The organism is Neisseria basseii, from assembly GCF_962707005.1.
GTDB classification, from domain to species: domain Bacteria; phylum Pseudomonadota; class Gammaproteobacteria; order Burkholderiales; family Neisseriaceae; genus Neisseria; species Neisseria bergeri.
Map to the genome: position 1 here is coordinate 12,277 of NZ_CAUIXH010000010.1, position 19,199 is coordinate 31,475.

At 50.6% G+C, this 19,199-nt stretch carries 23 protein-coding genes; 9 read left to right on the plus strand and 14 right to left on the minus strand.

Annotated elements, in window-relative coordinates:
* Nucleotides 1-210: 210 nt before the first annotated feature.
* Together gyrA and Q9I99_RS06515 are read right to left on the minus strand one after the other, a co-directional pair.
* The gene (gene gyrA, locus Q9I99_RS06510) at nt 211-2,955 is read right to left on the minus strand and encodes a DNA gyrase subunit A (RefSeq protein ID WP_301666778.1); all 2,745 of its coding nucleotides are present in this window, start codon (nt 2,953-2,955) and stop codon (nt 211-213) included.
* Nucleotides 2,956-2,993: 38 nt separating this feature from the next.
* Complete coding sequence (locus Q9I99_RS06515) at nt 2,994-3,122, minus strand: hypothetical protein (protein ID WP_301666779.1); 129 nt, start codon at nt 3,120-3,122, stop codon at nt 2,994-2,996.
* A 35-nt stretch (nt 3,123-3,157) separates the two neighbouring features.
* Here Q9I99_RS06515 and Q9I99_RS06520 point away from each other — a divergent pair, with 35 nt between their 5' ends.
* Together Q9I99_RS06520 and Q9I99_RS06525 are read left to right on the plus strand one after the other, a co-directional pair.
* Nucleotides 3,158-3,292 carry a hypothetical protein gene (locus Q9I99_RS06520; protein ID WP_275068400.1) on the plus strand — a complete coding sequence of 45 codons (135 nt, stop codon included), beginning with the start codon at nt 3,158-3,160 and terminating at the stop codon, nt 3,290-3,292.
* A 181-nt stretch (nt 3,293-3,473) separates the two neighbouring features.
* Complete coding sequence (locus Q9I99_RS06525; protein WP_301666780.1) at nt 3,474-3,806, plus strand: hypothetical protein; 333 nt, start codon at nt 3,474-3,476, stop codon at nt 3,804-3,806.
* 269 nt (nt 3,807-4,075) lie between these two features.
* Here Q9I99_RS06525 and hscB read toward each other — a convergent pair whose 3' ends face one another.
* The gene (hscB, locus tag Q9I99_RS06530) at nt 4,076-4,576 is read right to left on the minus strand and encodes a Fe-S protein assembly co-chaperone HscB (RefSeq protein WP_301666781.1); all 501 of its coding nucleotides are present in this window, start codon (nt 4,574-4,576) and stop codon (nt 4,076-4,078) included.
* Nucleotides 4,577-4,657: 81 nt separating this feature from the next.
* Between hscB and Q9I99_RS06535 the strand changes: the two genes are divergently transcribed.
* Nucleotides 4,658-4,879 (plus strand): alternative ribosome-rescue factor A, encoded by a 222-nt coding sequence (locus Q9I99_RS06535; RefSeq protein ID WP_301666782.1) that lies wholly within the window; start codon nt 4,658-4,660, stop codon nt 4,877-4,879.
* Here Q9I99_RS06535 and iscA read toward each other — a convergent pair.
* The 6 genes from iscA to iscR form a co-directional block, all read right to left on the minus strand.
* A complete protein-coding gene (gene iscA, locus Q9I99_RS06540; RefSeq protein ID WP_301666783.1) occupies nt 4,839-5,159 on the minus strand; it encodes an iron-sulfur cluster assembly protein IscA in 321 nt (106 codons plus the stop codon). The genes Q9I99_RS06535 and iscA overlap by 41 nt on opposite strands.
* Before the next feature lie 87 nt (nt 5,160-5,246).
* Nucleotides 5,247-5,633: a Fe-S cluster assembly scaffold IscU gene (gene iscU / locus Q9I99_RS06545; protein ID WP_002213175.1), complete on the minus strand. Its 387-nt coding sequence runs from the start codon at nt 5,631-5,633 to the stop codon at nt 5,247-5,249.
* Between the two features lie 67 nt (nt 5,634-5,700).
* The gene (locus Q9I99_RS06550; RefSeq protein WP_003712319.1) at nt 5,701-5,829 is read right to left on the minus strand and encodes a hypothetical protein; all 129 of its coding nucleotides are present in this window, start codon (nt 5,827-5,829) and stop codon (nt 5,701-5,703) included.
* A gap of 176 nt (nt 5,830-6,005) precedes the next feature.
* Nucleotides 6,006-6,761 carry a YaaW family protein gene (locus Q9I99_RS06555; RefSeq protein ID WP_003707718.1) on the minus strand — a complete coding sequence of 252 codons (756 nt, stop codon included), beginning with the start codon at nt 6,759-6,761 and terminating at the stop codon, nt 6,006-6,008.
* Nucleotides 6,762-6,862: 101 nt separating this feature from the next.
* Nucleotides 6,863-8,077, minus strand: coding sequence for an IscS subfamily cysteine desulfurase (locus Q9I99_RS06560; protein ID WP_301666784.1), 1,215 nt, complete (start codon nt 8,075-8,077; stop codon nt 6,863-6,865).
* Nucleotides 8,078-8,105: 28 nt separating this feature from the next.
* Entirely contained in the window at nt 8,106-8,552 is a 447-nt protein-coding gene (gene iscR, locus Q9I99_RS06565; RefSeq protein ID WP_002213178.1) for a Fe-S cluster assembly transcriptional regulator IscR, read from the minus strand.
* A gap of 352 nt (nt 8,553-8,904) precedes the next feature.
* Between iscR and Q9I99_RS06570 the strand changes: the two genes are divergently transcribed.
* The gene (locus Q9I99_RS06570) at nt 8,905-10,077 is read left to right on the plus strand and encodes an alpha-hydroxy acid oxidase (protein WP_301666785.1); all 1,173 of its coding nucleotides are present in this window, start codon (nt 8,905-8,907) and stop codon (nt 10,075-10,077) included.
* 64 nt (nt 10,078-10,141) lie between these two features.
* Here the strand turns inward: Q9I99_RS06570 and truB are convergent, their stop codons facing one another.
* From truB to rbfA, 3 genes are read right to left on the minus strand one after another with little or no spacing between them, the layout of a single operon-like run.
* The gene (gene truB / locus Q9I99_RS06575) at nt 10,142-11,062 is read right to left on the minus strand and encodes a tRNA pseudouridine(55) synthase TruB (protein ID WP_301666786.1); all 921 of its coding nucleotides are present in this window, start codon (nt 11,060-11,062) and stop codon (nt 10,142-10,144) included.
* A 57-nt stretch (nt 11,063-11,119) separates the two neighbouring features.
* Nucleotides 11,120-11,644, minus strand: coding sequence for a hypothetical protein (locus Q9I99_RS06580; protein WP_301666829.1), 525 nt, complete (start codon nt 11,642-11,644; stop codon nt 11,120-11,122).
* A gap of 10 nt (nt 11,645-11,654) precedes the next feature.
* On the minus strand, nt 11,655-12,026 hold the full coding sequence (gene rbfA, locus Q9I99_RS06585) for a 30S ribosome-binding factor RbfA (protein ID WP_301666787.1): 372 nt from the start codon (nt 12,024-12,026) through the stop codon (nt 11,655-11,657).
* A 164-nt stretch (nt 12,027-12,190) separates the two neighbouring features.
* Here rbfA and Q9I99_RS06590 point away from each other — a divergent pair, with 164 nt between their 5' ends.
* The 3 genes from Q9I99_RS06590 (at nt 12,191) to clpX (ending at nt 14,455) form a co-directional block, all read left to right on the plus strand.
* Nucleotides 12,191-12,583, plus strand: coding sequence for a polymorphic toxin type 44 domain-containing protein (locus Q9I99_RS06590; protein WP_301666788.1), 393 nt, complete (start codon nt 12,191-12,193; stop codon nt 12,581-12,583).
* A 59-nt stretch (nt 12,584-12,642) separates the two neighbouring features.
* Complete coding sequence (locus Q9I99_RS06595) at nt 12,643-13,098, plus strand: DUF4948 family protein (protein ID WP_301666789.1); 456 nt, start codon at nt 12,643-12,645, stop codon at nt 13,096-13,098.
* Nucleotides 13,099-13,210: 112 nt separating this feature from the next.
* Nucleotides 13,211-14,455: an ATP-dependent Clp protease ATP-binding subunit ClpX gene (clpX, locus tag Q9I99_RS06600; RefSeq protein ID WP_301666790.1), complete on the plus strand. Its 1,245-nt coding sequence runs from the start codon at nt 13,211-13,213 to the stop codon at nt 14,453-14,455.
* Between the two features lie 106 nt (nt 14,456-14,561).
* Here the strand turns inward: clpX and Q9I99_RS06605 are convergent, their stop codons facing one another.
* Entirely contained in the window at nt 14,562-15,755 is a 1,194-nt protein-coding gene (locus tag Q9I99_RS06605; protein ID WP_301666791.1) for an aspartate aminotransferase family protein, read from the minus strand.
* A gap of 403 nt (nt 15,756-16,158) precedes the next feature.
* Between Q9I99_RS06605 and Q9I99_RS06610 the strand changes: the two genes are divergently transcribed.
* Both Q9I99_RS06610 and Q9I99_RS06615 read left to right on the plus strand, forming a co-directional pair.
* Nucleotides 16,159-16,659 (plus strand): hypothetical protein, encoded by a 501-nt coding sequence (locus Q9I99_RS06610; protein WP_118792202.1) that lies wholly within the window; start codon nt 16,159-16,161, stop codon nt 16,657-16,659.
* A gap of 84 nt (nt 16,660-16,743) precedes the next feature.
* A complete protein-coding gene (locus tag Q9I99_RS06615; protein ID WP_301666792.1) occupies nt 16,744-17,292 on the plus strand; it encodes a hypothetical protein in 549 nt (182 codons plus the stop codon).
* 407 nt (nt 17,293-17,699) lie between these two features.
* On the opposite strand, the gene Q9I99_RS06620 is transcribed toward Q9I99_RS06615, so the two are convergent.
* Nucleotides 17,700-19,088: a DEAD/DEAH box helicase gene (locus tag Q9I99_RS06620; protein ID WP_301666793.1), complete on the minus strand. Its 1,389-nt coding sequence runs from the start codon at nt 19,086-19,088 to the stop codon at nt 17,700-17,702.
* Between the last annotated feature and the right edge of the window lie 111 nt (nt 19,089-19,199).

Sequence of the window (19,199 nt, forward strand, 5' to 3'; positions counted from 1 at the left end):
TAGTACGGCGTTGCCTCGCCTTAGCTCAAAGAGAACGATTCTCTAAGGTGCTGAAGCACCAAGTGGATCGTTTCCGTACTATCCGTATTGTCTGCGGCTTCGTCGCCTTGTCCTGATTTTTGTTAATCCGCTATATTGTGAGAAGCTGGATGACGGATGAGGGAAAAATAAATGCCGTCTGAATCTTCAGACGGCATCGGGAGATGATTTTCAGTTCTCGGCTTCCGGTTCGGTTACATTGGAAATTACAGAAGCGTCGGAGAGTTCGGATTCGTCTTCGGCAACACGTTCCAGCGATACCAAGGTTTCGCCTTCATCCAAGTTAATCAGTTTCACGCCTGCTGCGGCGCGGCCGGTTTCGCGGATTTGTTCGACTTTGGTGCGGATAAGCACGCCGCCGCTGGTAATCAGCATCAAATCGTCGGTTTCGCCGACCAAGGTTGCGGCGACCAAATCGCCGTTGCGCTCGCCGGTGTTAATGGCAATATTGCCTTGCCCGCCTTTGTTTTTACGACTGTAATCGGCAATCGGGGTGCGTTTTCCGTATCCGTTGGCGGTGGCGGTTAAAACTTGCAAATCGCTTTCTTCGGTTTCAGGAGCGAAGGTAATCAGGCTGACGATTTTGCCGTCGGCAGGCAGGCGCATACCGCGCAAACCGCCGCTGCCGCGGCCGGACGGGCGAACACCGTGTTTGCCGCTCGGCAGGGCGTTTTCGCTGTCGGCGGTTTCGTCTTCGATGCCGTCTAAAGTTTCGATGTCGGCATCTTCCGCTTCGCCGTTGTCGGATTTTTCCCAGTATTCGTTGAAGCGTATGGCTTTGCCCAAGTTGGAGAACAGCATGATGTCGTCCGCACCGCCTGTTTGCGCGGCGCCGACGAGGTAGTCGCCTTCTTTGAGCGCGATGGCTTTGATGCCTTGGGCGCGGACGTTTTTAAAGGCGGAAAGTTGGACTTTTTTCACCATTCCCTGCGCGGTGGCGAAGAAGACGTATTGGTCTTCGGGAAACTCGCGTACTGCCAAAATCGCGCTGACTTTTTCGCCTTCTTCCAACTGGATGACGTTGTTTATCGGACGGCCGCGGCTGTTGCGTCCGCCTTCGGGCAGCTTGTAAACCTTAATCCAGTGGCACTTGCCCAAATTGGTAAAGCACATCAAATAATCATGCGTGTTGGCAACAAACAGGGTTTCGATAAAGTCTTCGTCTTTGGTGGCGGCAGCCTGTTTGCCGCGTCCGCCGCGACGCTGCGCCTGATAGTCGGTGGTCGGCTGGATTTTGATATAGCCACCATGTGTCAGGGTAACGACCATTTCGCGTTGCGGAATCAGGTCTTCATCGGCAATGTCGCCGCCGAACGGGTTGATTTCGCTGCGGCGTTCGTCGCCGAAATTGGTTTTGGTTTCTTCCAATTCTTCGCGGATGATTTGGGTAATGCGTTCCGGTTTCGCCAAAATGTCCAAATAGTCGATGATTTTTGCCATAATGTTTTTGTAGTCGCCGACGATTTCTTCTTGGTCGAGGCCGGTCAGGTTGCGCAGGCTCATGCGCAGGATGGCGTCGGCCTGGATTTCGCTCAGATAATAGCCTTGTTCCTGCAAGCCGAGATTGGCGGGCAAACCTTCGGGACGCGCCATGCGCAGGTCGAGGTCGGTACGGCTCAACATGTCTTCCACCAAGCCGCTGCGCCATGCGCGGGACAACAGTTTTTCTTTGGCTTCGGGCGCGTCGACGGATTCTTTAATCAACCGAATCATCTCGTCGATATTGGACAGGGCGACGGCTTTACCTTCGGCGATATGGCCTTCATGACGCGCTTTTTTCAGGCGGAACAGGGTGCGGCGGGTAACGACTTCGCGACGGTGGCGCAGGAATTCCGCCAAAATCTGTTTCAGATTCAACAGGCGCGGCTGACCGTCCACCAAGGCAACCATGTTGATGCCGAAGCTGTCTTGAAGCTGGGTGAGTTTGTAGAGTTGGTTTAAAACGACTTCGGCGTTTTCGTTGCGTTTCAATTCGATGACGACGCGCATACCGGATTTGTCGGATTCGTCGCGCAGGTCGGATACGCCTTCCAAGGTTTTTTCGCGCACCAGCTCGCCGATTTTTTCCACCAGCTTGGCTTTGTTCACCTGATACGGGATTTCGTCGATGATGATGGCTTCGCGTTCGCCGTTTTTGCCTATGGGTTCGATATGGGTCTTACCGCGCATAACAACGCGACCGCGGCCTGTTTTATAGCCTTCGCGCACCCCGCTCAAGCCGTAGATGGTTGCCCCAGTCGGGAAATCGGGGGCTTGCAGGATGTTGATCAATTCGTCGATTTCGGTTTCGGGTTCGTCCAAAAGACGCAGACAGGCGTTGATGGTGTCGGTGAGGTTGTGCGGCGGGATGTTGGTCGCCATACCGACGGCGATACCGGACGAGCCGTTGACCAACAGCGCGGGGAAGCGGGTCGGCAACACCAGCGGCTCGTGTTCGCTGCCGTCGTAGTTCGGGCCGAAATTGACGGTTTCTTCTTCGATGTCCGCCAGCATTTCGTGGGCGATTTTCGCCATGCGGATTTCGGTATAACGCATCGCTGCTGCGCCGTCGCCGTCAACCGAGCCGAAGTTGCCCTGACCGTCGATCAGTACATAACGCATCGAAAAATCTTGCGCCATGCGCACGATGGTGTCGTAAACCGCAGAATCGCCGTGCGGATGGTATTTACCGATGACATCGCCGACGATGCGCGCCGATTTTTTGTAGGCGGCGTTCCAGTTGTTTTTCAGCTCGTGCATGGCGTAAAGCACGCGGCGGTGTACGGGTTTGAGACCGTCGCGCACGTCCGGCAGCGCGCGCCCGACAATCACGCTCATGGCGTAGTCGAGATAGCTTTTTCGCATCTCGTCTTCAAGGCTGACGGGCAGGGTTTCGAGGGCGAATTTGTGGTCGTGGCGGATGGTTGCGTCGGTCATGGTTTCAATGTTTCGTATGGCAAAAATTGTTGCTTATTTTAGCATATTTTGACGCGGAACGGTGCGGCGGCCGGATATGCCGTCTGAAAGGCACGGGCAAAATGCGGCGGGAAGCGTCCGGCTTCCACAAATTTGTACAGGCGGCATTTCAGACGGCATTGGGGCATAATCCTTTCCATAGGAAAACGGGACGGAGGGGAAGATGGCGTATCGTGCCGATGACGGTGATTGGTGGGACGTATTGGCGTTTTTCGATTTGGAGGAACAGGTGGGTGAAGACGGTATCTTTTCGGATGGGAATGCGAGGAGGAAAAACGGGCGGATTGAAAAAGTTTGATGTGCAGGTATGTGTGCTTTCGGGACGGTCTTTGCCGAAGCTGATGCCGATTTTGGCATACCGTCCGAAGAAGGCTTTTCTGCCGGTAGTAGACCCTATTAGAGTAACAGATGTAATAATAACAAAAACATTATGAATAATACAGAAAAACTGCAAAAAGCTATTGCACAGGACGAAATTTTTGATTTTTTTAGTTGGAAAAGGAGAATATGAAATTAAATTGTATGAGGCAAATATGCCAACAGATACAATAACAGTTTCTCGTACTATCAAAAGCTATATACAATTAAACCCATATTTTGATAAATCCGAATTTTACAAAGCATTTTATGAATTAAGCAAATCGGAATGGTTTTGGTTGATTGTGTATTATATGCAAGATAGTGAATTAGATTTTATTTCTTTTACAAATCTTTTACCAAATTTGAGGGAACAAAAAAATCACTCTCAACACGAAATGAATGGATATGTTTTAATTTCGGTGATGATTGTCCTAATTTGTGGAGTGTTATAATGTACGAATTGAATGCAATGAATGGGAAAGGTATAAAATTACCTGACTTATCTGATTGGTAATGTTTCGAAGGATAGAATGGGGGCAATGCCGAAACGCCGGCGCACGTCATTAAAAAACGGACGCAGGCGGAGGTTCGGCATTGCCTCCCGCAAAAATGTTATTTTTTGGATGTCCCTCCACGGCTTTTGTCTGTTGTGGACAGGTAGCTGGTATGTTCAGACGGCATGGCGTATGAAGCGGTTATGCCGTCTGAAACACGGTGCGGATTATAATGCCGAGGAAATTTCGTTGCGGAGTTTGTCGAGAAACCTGCCTTGGCGGACTTGTTGTGCGGCGGTGTCGTAGTCGTTGCGGGCAAATGACTGTTTCAGGCCGCAGAGCAGTTTTTCTTGTTCGGCGCGGATTTCGTTATCGAGATTTTTCAAGGATTCAAGGTCGTTGCCTGCCCGTGCCTCCATCAGCGTTTCGCGCCATTCCATTTGCTGCATAAGGAATTCGGGGGCGAAAGAGGTATGCTCCGGCGCGTCGGCATCGATACCCGATGTTTTCAGCAGGTAGGCGGCGCGGTCGATGGGATTTTTCAAGGTGCGGTAGGCATCGTTGATGGTGGAAGACATCATCACTGCCTGCTTTTGCTCAAAGGCGGAAGCTGAAGCGAATTTATCGGGATGGAAACGGGCGGCCAAGGCGCGGTAGGTTTGTTCCAAGTTTTCGGTGTCGATATCGAAAGCGGGTTCAATCCGGAAGAGGGTGAAATATTGGGACATAGTAGGATGATAAATGTAAGATTTTGGCAGAAAACTGTTTTTGCCTTATAATCTGCGGCTTCTTAAACGAAAGGACTGAATATGGGCGGCAAAGTGCAGCACAATAAAGGCAAAATACGCGACAATGCTTTAAAAGCCTTAGTGAAATCCGATTTGTTCTGGCACAAGGTGGAACGGAAAAGGAAAGGCAAAGGCAGCTACAACAGGCAGGAAGCGAAAAAATGGCGGGACGGTTTTGATACTGTCCCGCCGTTTTTATGCCTTAAACGTGGAAGCTCTCGCCGCAGCCGCAGGAGTCTTTGACATTGGGGTTTTCAAATTTGAAACCTTCCTGCAAACCTTCTTTGGTGTAATCGACTTGCGTACCGTCTAAATAAACCAAGCTTTTCGGATCGATATAAATGCGCGCGCCGTGTCCTTCGAAAATCAGGTCGTCGCCGTCGGCTTTATCGACAAATTCAAGGTTGTACGCCATACCCGAGCAGCCGCTGGTTTTCACACCCAAGCGTACGCCCAAGCCTTTGCCGCGTTTGGCGAGATAGTCATTGATGTGTTTTGCGGCATTCTCGGTAAGGGTAATCATATTTTTTCCTTGTTGTACCGACCCGGGACGAACCCGAAGCGGCGGGCGGTTCAGACGGCATTGCGGGACGATGCCGTCTGAAGGGCTTTATCTGTTTTCCTGACGTTTGCGGTAGTCGGCAACGGCCGCTTTTACCGCATCTTCAGCCAAGATGGAGCAGTGGATTTTTACCGGCGGTAATTCCAGTTCTTCGGCGATTTCGCTGTTTTTGATTGCCAGCGCGTCATCCAAGCTTTTGCCTTTGACCCACTCGGTAATCAGGCTGGACGAAGCGATGGCGGAACCACAGCCGTAAGTTTTGAATTTCGCATCTTCGATGATACCTTCATCGTTCACTTTGATTTGCAGGCGCATCACGTCGCCGCAGGCGGGCGCGCCGACCATGCCGGTGCCGACGGACTCGTCGTTTTTGTCGAAAGTACCGACGTTGCGGGGATTTTCGTAGTGGTCGATTACTTTATCGCTGTATGCCATGATGTGGTTTCCTTAATGTTTTTTGATGGTTTCAGTGGTTTGTTTGCCGGTTTTCAGACGGCCTGAGTTAGATTTTGCACGCGCCGCCTTCGCAGCCGTCGTCATTTTCCGAATCGACGCCGCCCTCTACGGTAACGCCGTCAAAATCTTCAAGCAGGTTGTCAAGATTGTCGAGGTCGAGTTCTTGTTCGTTCATGGGTTGCATCCTTAATTTGAAGGTTGTGGCATTGGGGTCGTCTGAAAAGGTCTTCGTGAGGTTTCAGACGACCTTTGTTGTTTTTAATATATTAGGCAGGTTGGTTTGTTAAACCCAACACTTCGAGTGGATTGATAGTTTTGTTGGGTTTTTAACCCAACCTGCGATTACTATAATTATCCAAAAGAAACATCTCTTGCTTTCTCATCATACAAATATTTTTGGCGAAGTACCGCAACATGAATTACAGCAGGAATTGTTACACGGTAAGCAGGACCTGCTATATCAATCGCAGTCCATAATCCTGTAATAGTCCAACCAATCGGGCCAGCTAAAACAGACATTGTTCTTGTTAAAGCTGCGTTACCTGCTAAACTTAGCCCTCTTCCTAAAATAGCCTTCATAATATAATTAACAATGATTAAGGTCAGCTGGTATGATTTAAACCCACCTGCTCTAAATACTGCTTGAAATATACCCACTAGTGCTTCTGGTGTAATTCCTGAAAAGTTTTTAAGTCCTAAATTTCTTGCCAAGTCTTGCAATTCAGAATGACTTAATTTTTCTATTGAATCCTCTAGAATTTTCATTAATAGATGTGTTTCTATCTTTTCAACTGATGAGCTATTGTTATAATTAACTTTTAATTTATCACATACATCAGTTAATACTTCCTTGTAAAGTATTCCTTCTCCTCCTCTTAATAATGTAGCAAAAGTATTTGCACCAAAACATTGAATTTCTGCTGCTATCAATTTCCAATACTGATGGTGGTCTGGATAGTATTCTTTATATGCGCTACTCTCACTTAATTCTTCTGTAAATCTTTTCTCACCATCTTTATCATGAGTTAGGCAATATACAAGGTCATTTAAATCTTCTGATTTAATCTCTGCCAAAAATTCCAGATCAGTGTCACAACGATACGCCATTTTTATATCCCTTTAGGAGTTAGAAATAAAATTAATAAGAATAGTTTTTTGGCTATCTGAAACAAAATCCTTCCCCTTTTTCAGATAGCCTATTTAGATTATCAATGCGCCGCCCATTCGATCGAGTTCAAATCAATCCCGTCTTTAAACATTTCCCAAAGCGGCGACAGTTCGCGCAGTTTGCCGATTTTGGATTTAATCAGTTCGGCGGCGAATTGCACTTCTTCTTCGGTGGTCATGCGGCCGAAGGTGATACGCAGGGATGAGTGCGCCAGTTCGTCGTTGCGACCGAGCGCGCGCAGGACGTAGCTGGGTTCGAGCGAGGCGGAGGTGCAGGCGGAGCCGCTGGATACGGCGAGTTCTTTTACCGCCATAATCAGGCTTTCGCCTTCGACGAAGTTGAAGCTGACGTTCAGGTTGTTCGGGGCGCGGTGTTCGAGGTCGCCGTTGATATAGACTTCTTCGATGCCTTCGATGCCTTTGAGGAAGATGTCGCGCAGTTTGCGGTAGTGCGCCATATCTTGTTCGAGTTCTTCTTTGGCGATGCGGAAGGCTTCGCCCATACCGACGATTTGGTGGGTCGGCAGGGTGCCGCTGCGGAAGCCGCGTTCGTGGCCGCCGCCGTGCATTTGGGCTTCGAGGCGGACGCGGGGTTTGCGGCGGACGTACAGCGCGCCGATGCCTTTGGGGCCGTACACTTTGTGCGCGGACATCGAGAGCAGGTCGATTTTGGCAGCTTCGACATCGACAGGCACTTTGCCGCAGGCTTGGGCGGCATCGACGTGGAAGACGATTTTGCGTTCGCGGCAGATTTCGCCGATGGCGGGAATGTCTTGCACCACACCGATTTCGTTGTTCACCCACATTACGGAAATCAGGATGGTGTCGTCGCGGATGGCGGCTTTGAGTTCTTCCAAATCAATCAAACCGTTTTCCTGCACGCCAAGGTAGGTTACTTCGAAACCTTGGCGTTCGAGTTCGCGCATTGTATCTAAAACGGCTTTGTGTTCGGTTTTGACGGTGATGAGGTGTTTGCCTTTGGTTTTGTAGAAGTTTGCCGCACCTTTGATGGCGAGGTTGTCGGACTCGGTCGCGCCGCTGGTGAAGACGATTTCTTTGGGGTCGGCATTAATCAGGGCGGCAATGTCGGCGCGGGCTTTTTCGACGGCTTCTTCCGCTGTCCAGCCGAATGCGTGGCTGTTGGAGGCGGGGTTGCCGAAGGTTTCGGTCAGATAGGGAATCATTTTTTCGGCAACGCGTTTGTCAACGGGGGTAGTGGCGGCGTAGTCGAGGTAAACGGGGGTTTTGACGGTCATGGTTTGCTCTTTCTTTTTCGGGTGTTATTTAATGGATGTGTGTAAATTGGACGACGCGGCTGCCGTCGCCGTTGTTTTTCTGTTCGATGATACTTTGCAGGGTAACGCTGCCGAGATAGTCGTTGATGGTTTTGTTTAAATTCTCCCAAAGATCGTGCGTCAGGCAGGGCGCGCCGTGGTGGCAGTTGGCTTTGCTGCCGCATTGAGTCGCGTCCAGCCGGTCTTCGGCGGCGGCGATGATTTGGGCGATGTTGATGCGTGCCGCCGGTGCGGCGAGGATGTAACCGCCGCCGGGTCCGCGCAGACTTTCAACCAGTCCGGCGCGGCGGAGTTTGCCGAACAATTGCTCGAGATAGGAGAGGGATATGTTTTGGCGTTCGCTGATGGCACTGAGTTTGACGGCGCCGGTTTGCGCGTTCATCGCCAAATCCAGCATAGCGGTAACGGCAAAACGCCCTTTGGTGGTCAGTCTCATGGTGGTGGTTGCCCGTGTCGGCTTTTTTATAGTGGGCGGAATTGTCCAATATCTGAGTGTTTTAGTCAAGTATGGGGGAGCTGTTGCCGATTGTTTGTTTAAATGGCGGTATAGTCTGATTTTGCTTTATTTGTTTTGTTTTTTTTGAATCAGTCGGTTATGTTTTTTGAGGAGCGGAGGTCGGGGCGTTTTGCCGGTAAGCGGTTTCAAAACGATTTGATTTATTTTCGATATTGATATAGATTATCTAAATCTTAGTGGTTTATTTGGGTATTGCCTGAAATGCCGTCTGAAGGCTCAAGCGGTTTCAGACGGCATATTCCATCAGGCTGTCAAACAGGGAAAAAACAAGATGAAACGTGATTTGAGCAAAATGACCTGCATCGAAGACTTGCGCCGCGTTGCTAAACGCAAGATGCCGCGTATGTTTTACGATTACATCGATTCGGGTTCGTGGACGGAAACGACTTATCGGGAAAATACTTCGGATTTCAAAGATATCCGCTTCCGACAAAAGGTATTGGTCAATATGGAAGGCCGAAGCCTGGAGACCAAAATGATCGGGCAGGATGTGAAAATGCCGGTGGCGATTGCGCCGACGGGTTTTACCGGTATGGCACACGCCGACGGTGAAATTTTGGCGGCGCGGGCGGCGGAGAAGTTCGGCATTCCGTTTACGCTCTCGACCATGTCCATCTGCTCGATTGAAGACGTTGCCGAGAACACTAGCGCGCCGTTTTGGTTTCAGCTTTATGTGATGCGCGACCGCGAGTTTATGGAAAACCTGATTAAGCGCGCGAAGGATGCCAAATGTTCGGCATTGGTATTGACCGCCGACTTGCAGGTTTTGGGTCAACGCCACAAAGACATCAAAAACGGCCTATCCGCGCCGCCGAAACCGACCATCGCCAATTTAATCAATCTGGCGACCAAGCCCGAATGGTGCATGAAAATGCTGAACACGGAACGCCGCACCTTCCGCAATATCGTCGGACACGCGAAGAACGTCGGCGATTTGTCTTCACTTTCTTCGTGGACGGCGGAACAGTTCGACCCGCGCTTAAGCTGGGACGATGTGGCGCGGATTAAAGATTTGTGGGGCGGCAAGCTGATTATCAAAGGCATTATGGAGCCTGAAGACGCAGAAAGGGCGGCGAAAAGCGGCGCGGACGCATTGGTCGTTTCCAATCACGGCGGCCGCCAGCTCGACGATACCGTGTCCGCCATCAAGGCATTGCCCGACATCGTCAGCGCAGTGGGCAGCGACATCGAAGTTTGGATGGACAGCGGCATCCGCAGCGGTCAGGATGTTTTGAAGGCGTGGGCTTTGGGTGCGAAAGGCACGATGATAGGCCGGGCGTTTCTGTATGGTTTGGGTGCGTATGGTGAAGAAGGCGTAACCCGTGCGCTGGAAATCCTGTATAAAGAAATGGATATATCTATGGCGTTTACGGGACACCGCGATATTCAAGATGTCGATGCCTCGATTTTGAGGGGTAAGGATTGGGGTAGAGAAACGGTTTAGATACTGAAAAATACGATGCCGTCTGAACACAGGGTTCGGACGGCATTATATTTTTCATTCCCGTTCAGGCGGCGGATGCCGCCGTGTTCATCAGGCGCAAGGCTTTCAGACGGCATATTTCCTTTTGATATTCTGCTAAACCGACAAATTCTCCGGTTTCAGTGTAAACGCGTACCGGCGTGTCGGAAGGTAGGTCTTCCTCGAAACGCGGACGTTGTCCGCAGCGGAGCATATGGACGGCATAATCGTTTAAAACGGTTTGGGGAAAGTGTGAAACCAATACGTCGCAGGGTAGCAGCAAGCTGTCGCGTTCTGTTTCGTTCAAATTTGCCAAGGCCTCAAGCGTGTGGCTTTGGGCGATAGTAAAGCCGGCGGTTTCGGTGCGGCGCAGGGCGGTCAGGTGGGCGAACGTGCCGATGTGTTTGGCGATGTCTTCGCTGAGGGTGCGGATATAGGTGCCTTTGCTGCAACGCACGCTTATCACAGCTTTGGGCACGTCAAACTCGGCAATATCAATGGCGTAGACGGTAATGTCGCGCGCTTTGCGTTCGATGACGATGCCTTTGCGCGCGTATTCGTACAGCGGTTTACCTTCGTGTTTGAGCGCGGAAAACATCGGCGGCACTTGGCGGATGTCGCCCGTTAAGGCTTGGCATGCCGTCTGAAATTCGGCTAAGGAAATATCGTCGCGGGCGGTGGCAACGATTTCGCCTTCGGCATCGCCCGTGCTGCTGGCTTCGCCGAGTTTCAGCGTGGCGGTGTAAGCTTTATCGGCATCCAGCAGGTATTGGGCGAACTTGGTCGCTTCGCCGAAGCAGACGGGCAAAAGTCCGGTTGCCAAAGGATCGAGTACGCCGGTATGCCCGGCTTTTTCGGCATGGAACAAACGCCGCGCTTTTTGCAGGGCGGTGTTGCTGGAAAGGCCTTCGGGTTTGTCGAGAAGAAGAACGCCGTTGACCGGGCGTTTGGCGGGTTTATTGGTCATATCAATTAGGGAATATTAATGTTCAGACCGTCTGAAAGGGTTCGGACGGTTTGCGTGTCAGCTTAATTCTTCATTCAATAATTCACGAACAGAGTGTTTTTCATCAATTAGATCAACGCTGATTGCATCAAAGCCATTTCGTTTTAATGAGTCGAAACTAATGATGCGACCATCAATTAAGGGGACTTGTCCTTCAGAATTGACGAAATCTTCATATTCATCTTCGTAGTCTATATTGTAATAAAGATGGATCAGAACCCGGTAAGCATACTCATCCAAATCAGTTAACATTCTGTTTTGCTTTTGATTTGGGCTATATTTGTCGCAAAACATAGCGTTATAGCCATGTTCCGCGCCATCAAACAATACGATTTCATCGCCGCTTACAGCTTCTACCGCCACAATTTTTACCGGCGCCTTATCAGTATCGGTAATCAATCCGTCAAAAGGCTCTCCATAGTAACGGATGCGGAAAGTATCCCTACCTTGGCAGGATAATGAAAAGCAACGATGCACGCCTTCAATTTGCAGGCTGTCACTATGTGCATAGGCGGCTAAATGTTCGGGAATCAGATTGTTCATTCTGGCAGTATCAGTCTTCAACCGGTTTTTCCGCCGCCACTTGGTCGATAAGGGCGGACAGGTTCAAACCGCGTTCCAAGGATTCGTCGTATTTGAAATGCAGCTCGGGGATTTTGAACAGCTTGATGCGTTTGGCCAATTCGCTGCGGAGGTGTCCGCGCGCGTGTTCCAGCACTTCTTCCGTAATTTCGCGCGCGTCTTGGTTTAAAACCGTATAGAACACGGTTGCATGACTGTAATCTCGGGTGACTTCGACTTCGTTAATGGTGATGAAGCCGGCGCGGGGGTCTTTCAGTCCGGTACGGACGAGTTCGGCAAGCTCGCGCATAATTTGTTCTTTGACACGGTCTTGGCGGGCGTAGCCGCGTTGGGGTTTTTTCATGAATATCCTCAGATTTGGTTTCAGACGGCATTTTTGCCGCCGGGGCGGTTGCGAAGGGGCATATTATAGCCGAATCGGCGGGATTTTAAGGTAATACGCGGCAGGATGTCCTTGGGATCACAAGAAGGCAATACAAAGACTTCAAGGGTATAAACATTGGTCTTGTGATAAGAATAAACATTTCTTGTTTTTCTATGATTTGTGGTCTAAATATACACTATGTTTTTATCGGAAAAGCGGTTGGGTTTACAGAATGGGAGTTAACAGCGGGGGCAGGAGTAGCACAGTTGAAAGATAATAATCGAAATTTGGGGGCATGGGTTTCTCAATACATTCAAAATCGGATTAGAGAACTTTGGGATGCAGATTTTTTAGCAGCTTTTGATGATGCGAGTGATAATGAAGCTATCAAAATAGGTTTCAGACTATATAATAGATACGGAGGAACTCCTTCTTTTTTAACGGCTCAAGTTATCTTAGATGAAATCTATAAATCTTATCAAGATAACAAACCTGTAAATATCAAGAAATGCCTAAATCATCAATATTCTTTTTAATTATATTCATTTTTTTGCTTTTTGGGTGTACAAGAAATAATGTGTCGTCAGATCATCAAATGTTAGAGCATTTCAATCTCTACGAGTCTGAATTTGAGAGATTGAGAAAAATTTCTGTTAAGTACGATGGATTTCATTATACCCCTTATGACGAAACAGATAGTACAGCCTATGTTATTTCATCTAAAGATAAAAAGGAATTGGACTCTTTAATCAAGAGACTGGATATTATTAGTATACAGTATGATGGGATATCAGAAGTATGCTTGCTCTTTCATACATGGGGTGTTTCTATCAGCGGAGGGTACAAGGAGTATGTCTATACTCCAAATCTTGAGGATCATATAAAGAACTACGATAAAGAGGTTGCCTTAGATCCCAGCACTGAAATGTATATCGTAGAAAGAATTACGGAGGAAGATTTGGATCAAGTTGCTCAAAGATATTCTGCAAATATAGAGTTATATCGTCCTATAAAAAACGGTTGGTATATACATCTCAGTCGAGAGAATTGATTCTTGAGATGTATGCTATTCTTTTATATTGATAAGCACGGATATAGTTATTATACTTGGCAACCCGAACGGCGCGTGCCGTTTCTGCAACGCATACATTGTAAAGAAAGCCATGTCCAACGAAAACCGTACCTGTTCCTTTTGCGGAAAATCCAAATCACACGTTAAACATTTGATTGAGGGCGAAAACGCCTTTATCTGCGACGAATGCGTCTCAAACTGTATTGAAATATTGCATGAAGACGGAAATGACGGCACGTCTTCGGAAAGTGCCGGAAGGGAGTCGGAAGAATCTGGCAAACTGCCCACGCCCGCCGAAATCGTCGCCAACCTTAACGACCACGTTATCGGTCAGGAACAAGCCAAGAAAGCCTTGGCGGTGTCGGTGTACAACCATTACAAACGCCTGCGCCATCCTAAAGTCGGCGGTAATGTCGAATTGTCGAAATCCAATATCCTGCTTATCGGCCCGACCGGATCGGGTAAAACCCTGCTGGCGCAATCTTTGGCGCGCAAACTGGACGTACCGTTCGTGATGGCGGATGCCACAACTTTGACTGAAGCAGGTTATGTCGGCGAAGATGTCGAACAGATTATCACCAAACTGTTGGGCAAATGTGATTTCGATGTCGAAAAAGCACAACGCGGCATCGTCTATATCGACGAAATCGACAAAATTTCACGTAAAAGCGACAATCCGTCCATCACGCGCGACGTATCCGGCGAAGGTGTGCAGCAAGCCTTGCTGAAACTGATTGAAGGCACGGTGGCTAGTGTTCCGCCCCAAGGCGGCCGCAAGCATCCGAATCAGGAATTTATCAACGTCGATACCACCAATATCCTGTTTATCTGCGGCGGCGCGTTTGCAGGCTTGGAAAAAGTAATCCGCCAGCGCACAGAGAAAGGCGGTATCGGTTTCGGTGCGTCCGTTCACAGCAAGGACGAGGATGCCGACATTACCAAGCTGTTCGGCATCGTCGAACCGGAAGATTTGATCAAATTCGGTCTGATTCCTGAATTGATCGGACGTTTGCCCGTGATTGCAACTTTGGAAGAGTTGGACGAAGACGCGTTGATTAATATTTTAACCGAACCGAAAAACGCCTTGGTCAAGCAGTATCAAGCCTTGTTCGGTATGGAAAATGTCGAACTGGCGTTTGAAGAAGGCGCATTGCGTTCCATCGCGCGGCAGGCAATGGAACGTAAAACCGGCGCGCGCGGCCTGCGTTCCATCGTCGAACGCTGCCTGCTCGATACGATGTACCGCCTGCCCGATTTGCAAGGCTTGAAAAAAGTGGTGGTCGGTAAGGCAGTTATCGAAGAGGGCAGGGAACCGGAATTGGTGTTCGAGTCCTGATGGCAAGCAAAACTGCTTCGGAACGCCGAACCACGTTTCCGAAGCGGTTTTTTGTTTCTGATGCCGTCTGAAGCCTTCCCGCCTTCAGACGGCATCTGTTTTCTGCCTAAGCGCGGTTTGCGGCGGCAAATTCTACCAGCGCGTTTTCCAGACGCGCCAAACCTTCCGCCATATCCTCATCGTTCAACAGCAGCGAAGGCGCGAAACGCAATACGTCCGCACCTGCAACCAAAATCATCACGCCGTGTTTCAAGGCGGCGGCGACGATTTCGGATGCGCGTCCGCGATAAGGTGCATCCAACACGCAGCCGAGCAGCAGCCCCATCCCGCGAACTTGCTTAAACACGCCCGTTTGTTCTCCCAAAGACCGCAATGCCGTCTGAAGTTTCTGCCCCTGACTGCGGACGTTGTGCAAGGTTTCCGGCGCGTTGATGATGTCGAAGGCGCGGCTGCCGACCGCACACGCCATCGGGTTTCCGCCGAAAGTCGATCCGTGCGTGCCGGGTTGGAAGGCGGCGGCAATCTTTTCTGTCGCCAGCATCGCGCCGATCGGAAAGCCGCAGCCCAAGGCTTTTGCCGAACTCAAAATATCGGAAACAACGCCGTAATGTTCATAGGCAAACAGCCTGCCCGTATGCCCCATCCCGGTTTGAACTTCGTCCAAAATCAACAACGCATTGTGCCGGTCGCACAGACGGCGCGCGGTTTGCAAATATTCCGCAGTGGCGGGCAGGATGCCGCTTTCGCCCTGTATCGGCTCGATGATGACCGCGCAGGTCTGTTCTCCGACGGCAGTTTCCAGCGCGGCAATATCGTTGAACGGAACGTGCGTAATGCCTTGTGGCAGCGGTGCATAATCCTTGCTGTATTTCGGCTGGCCGCCGACGGACACGGTAAACAGCGTGCGTCCGTGGAAACTGTTGATACAGGCGACGATTTCGCTTTTGCCTTCGCCGAAACGGTCGCGAGCATATTTCCTTGCCAGCTTCAACGCCGCCTCATTCGCTTCCGCGCCCGAGTTGCAGAAAAAAACCTTGTCGGCAAAACTGTGTTTCACCAATTTTTGCGCCAATTCCTGCGCCGGACGCGTCGTATAGATATTGGAAATGTGCCACAGCTTGTGCATTTGCGCGTTTAAAGCATCGACAAGGGCAGGGTGGCAGTGTCCCAGCGCGTTAACGGCGATGCCGCCTGAAAAATCAATATATTCACGCCCTTCCGTATCCCAAACGCGGCTGCCTGAAGCGCGTTCGGGAATCATCGGTGCAAAGGCGAAATTGGGGGTCAGATAGTTTTGCATAATTACTCCTGATTGCGGTTTTGCTCGGGATTATGCACCGTTTTTCAAGGCGGATAAAGGGAAATTGCCGACAATATCGGGCAGTGGTAAAAATAAACCTAAATATTTTCAACAAGATAGCTGAAAAATCAAAAAAATTTCAATAAAATGCTTGAGGCGCGGCAGCGTTTTGATTTAGACTCTCCCCCATATTTTTATCTTCAGACGGCATTTCATCATGCAAGGCAAAATGTTTACAACCGCTTACTGCTATTGGTACCACACAGACGTGCGGTACTTTTTTGCGCTTGCTTGAAATCCATCCCATACGCAAAACAGGCCGCTCGAAAACGGGGCGGCTTTTTTGTTACCTTCACACAGGTCGCCCGATTCGGCAACACACGACAGAATCAGGAAAATGACCATGAATGCAATGCCCCAAACCGCCGCACAAAACGAAACCCTGCACACTTGCAGCATTATTGTCGATGATGCGCAGGATTTTTCCCCCATACTTCTCGATGCAGGGCGGGACGACACACTCATCAGCGAATCGATGATTCCGCAAATCCGCACCGTTGCCGCCCTGATAGCCGCCGAACGGCACGATTTCAGCCGCATCAGTCCCGCCGAGTTTACCGATGCCGCCGATTTTTTTGCCGCACGGATTCTCGTATTGGGCGTGCGCTGCTTCCATCTGGATGTATCGCTGCTGCAAGTATTGAAAACCGCCAACAGCCGCGCCCGCCGCTTTGCCGAAAAACACCGCCTGTTTTTCACACCTGCGCAAGCCGAATTGAGTTTGAACAAACACAAAAACCGCCGCCTGCTGACCGTAGAAACCGAACACGAAGTCGAAAACAAAGGCAACCCCGTCGCCAACAGCCTCGCATTTGTCCGCAAACTGCACCCCCTGCCCCTGTAAACATCACGATTCGCCGGCAGAATGCTTGCCAAAATTCCCGACGGCGATACAATAAAACCGATTTTCCACCCGAACAGGACACACATGAAAAAAATCATCGCCTCCGCGCTTATCGCAACATTCGCACTCGCCGCCTGCCAAGACGACACGCAGGCGCGGCTCGAACGGCAGCAGAAACAGATTGAAGCCCTGCAACAGCAGCTCGCACAGCAGGCAGACGATACGGTTTACCAACTGACTCCCGAAGCAGTCAAAGACACCATTCCTGCCGAAGCACAGGCAAACGGCAATAACGGTCAGCCCGTTACCGGCAAAGATGGGCAGCAGTATATTTACGACCAATCGACAGGAAGCTGGCTGCTGCAAAGCCTGGTCGGCGCGGCGGCGGGCGCGTTTATCGGCAACGCGCTGGCAAACAAATTCACACGGGCGGGCAACCAAGACAGTCCTGTCGCCCGGCGCGCGCGTGCCGCCTACCATCAGTCCGCACGCCCCAATGCGCGCACCAGCAGGGATTTGAACACGCGCAGCCTCCGTGCAGAACAACAGGCGGTGCAGCGTTACCGTCCGACAACGCGCCCGCCCGCCAATTACCGCCGCCCCGCTATGCGCGGTTTCGGCAGGAGGCGGTAAATCCGTCGCACCAATGCCGTCTGAAGGGCTTTCAGACGGCATTTCGTTTCCAAGCGTTTGATGTCGGGATGGCAATTCTGACCCAGGTGCGTTGGCAGGGCGGCATTGTCATGTCGCCGTTGGGTTTTCAGACGGCATCATATCGAACCGTCAAACCGTAGGGCGGGATTTGGTGGGCAGGAATACCCACCCTGCATCTGAACCCCTTCTGCGTCATTCCCACGCAAGAAGGAATCTAGCTATTTGAATTTACGGAAATTTTCAATCGTTTCCAAAGCGGAAAAGGGTTTTTATTGCAGCCTAATCCTTTGGGTATCAAAGCCGGGCGGTGTTGAAACATTACAAAAATGCCGTCTGAAACTCGAAATCGGTTTCAGACGGCATTGGTTTATGCGGCAGGTTGGGGCTTAGCGGTCTTTGTAACGGCGTTCGCTTTTGCCTGCAAAAGAATCGCCGGCTTTGCGTTTACCTTTGAAGCCTTCGCCGGTTTTTTTGAAACCGTCTTTTTTAAAGCCTTCTTTCTTGAAACCTTCGCCGCGCGTTTTGCCGCCGAAGCCTTCTTTGCCCGGTTTATGATCGCCGCGCCGGCCGCGAGATTTTCTCTCGCCCCAGTCGCCTTTGCCTTTCGGCTTGCCGCCTGCGGATTTGCGCTTGCGGGTCGGTTCCATGCCTTCGATGGTCAGCTCAGGCAATTTGCGGCCGATGTATTTTTCAATTTTGTGGACTTTGACGTATTCGTTTACTTCGGCGAAGGTAATCGCAATACCGGTACGGCCTGCGCGACCGGTACGGCCGATGCGGTGGACGTAGTCTTCCGCCTGTTTCGGCAGGTCGTAGTTGATGACGTGGGTAATGGTCGGTACGTCAATACCGCGTGCGGCAACGTCGGTAGCAACCAAAATTTTGCAGCGACCTTTGCGCAAATCCATCAGCGTGCGGTTGCGCCAGCCTTGCGGCATGTCGCCGTGCAGGCAGTTGGCGGCGAAACCTTTTTCGTACAATTCATCCGCGATGACTTCGGTCATGGCTTTAGTGGATGTAAAAATCACGCATTGATCAATATTGGCATCGCGCAAGATGTGGTCGAGCAAGCGGTTTTTATGGCGCATATCGTCGCAATACAACAGCTGCTCTTCGATTTTGCCTTGGTCGTCCACGCGTTCGACTTCGATGATTTCAGGGTCTTTGGTCAGTTTGCGCGCCAGTTTGCCGACTGCGCCGTCCCAAGTGGCGGAGAACAATAAAGTCTGACGGTCGGCCGGGGTGGCTTTGACGATGGTTTCGATGTCGTCGATAAAGCCCATATCCAGCATACGGTCAGCTTCGTCCAAAATCAGCACTTCCAAGCGGTCAAAATCGACCTTGCCGCTTTGCATCAAGTCCATCAGACGGCCCGGCGTGGCGACAATCAGATCGACCGGTTTGCTCAGGGCGCGGGTTTGGTAGCCGAAAGACGCGCCGCCGACAATGCTGACGGTGCGGAACCAGCGCATATTTTTGGCATACGCCAGTGCGTTTTTCTCGACTTGAGCCGCCAGTTCGCGGGTCGGTGCCAACACCAAAGCACGCGGGCCTTTGCCCGGTTTTTCGCTACGTTTGGTCAGCCGCTGCAAGGTCGGCAGCAGGAAGGCGGCGGTTTTGCCGGAACCGGTTTGCGCCGAAGCCATGATGTCGCGGCCTTCCAAAGCAAACGGAATCGCCTGCGCCTGAATCGGGGTCGGGCTTGCGTAACCCTCGCTGCTGACGGCGGACAAAATGTTTTTATCAAGGTTCAAATCGGCAAATTTAATAGACATGGCTATCCTTGGAAGACAACAACGCCCGCGTCCGAAAGGTTCAGACGGCCTGAAGCAGGGAAGGGTAACGATACGGGGAATGTGAAGTTACAGGGTTGTCGCAAGCGGCTC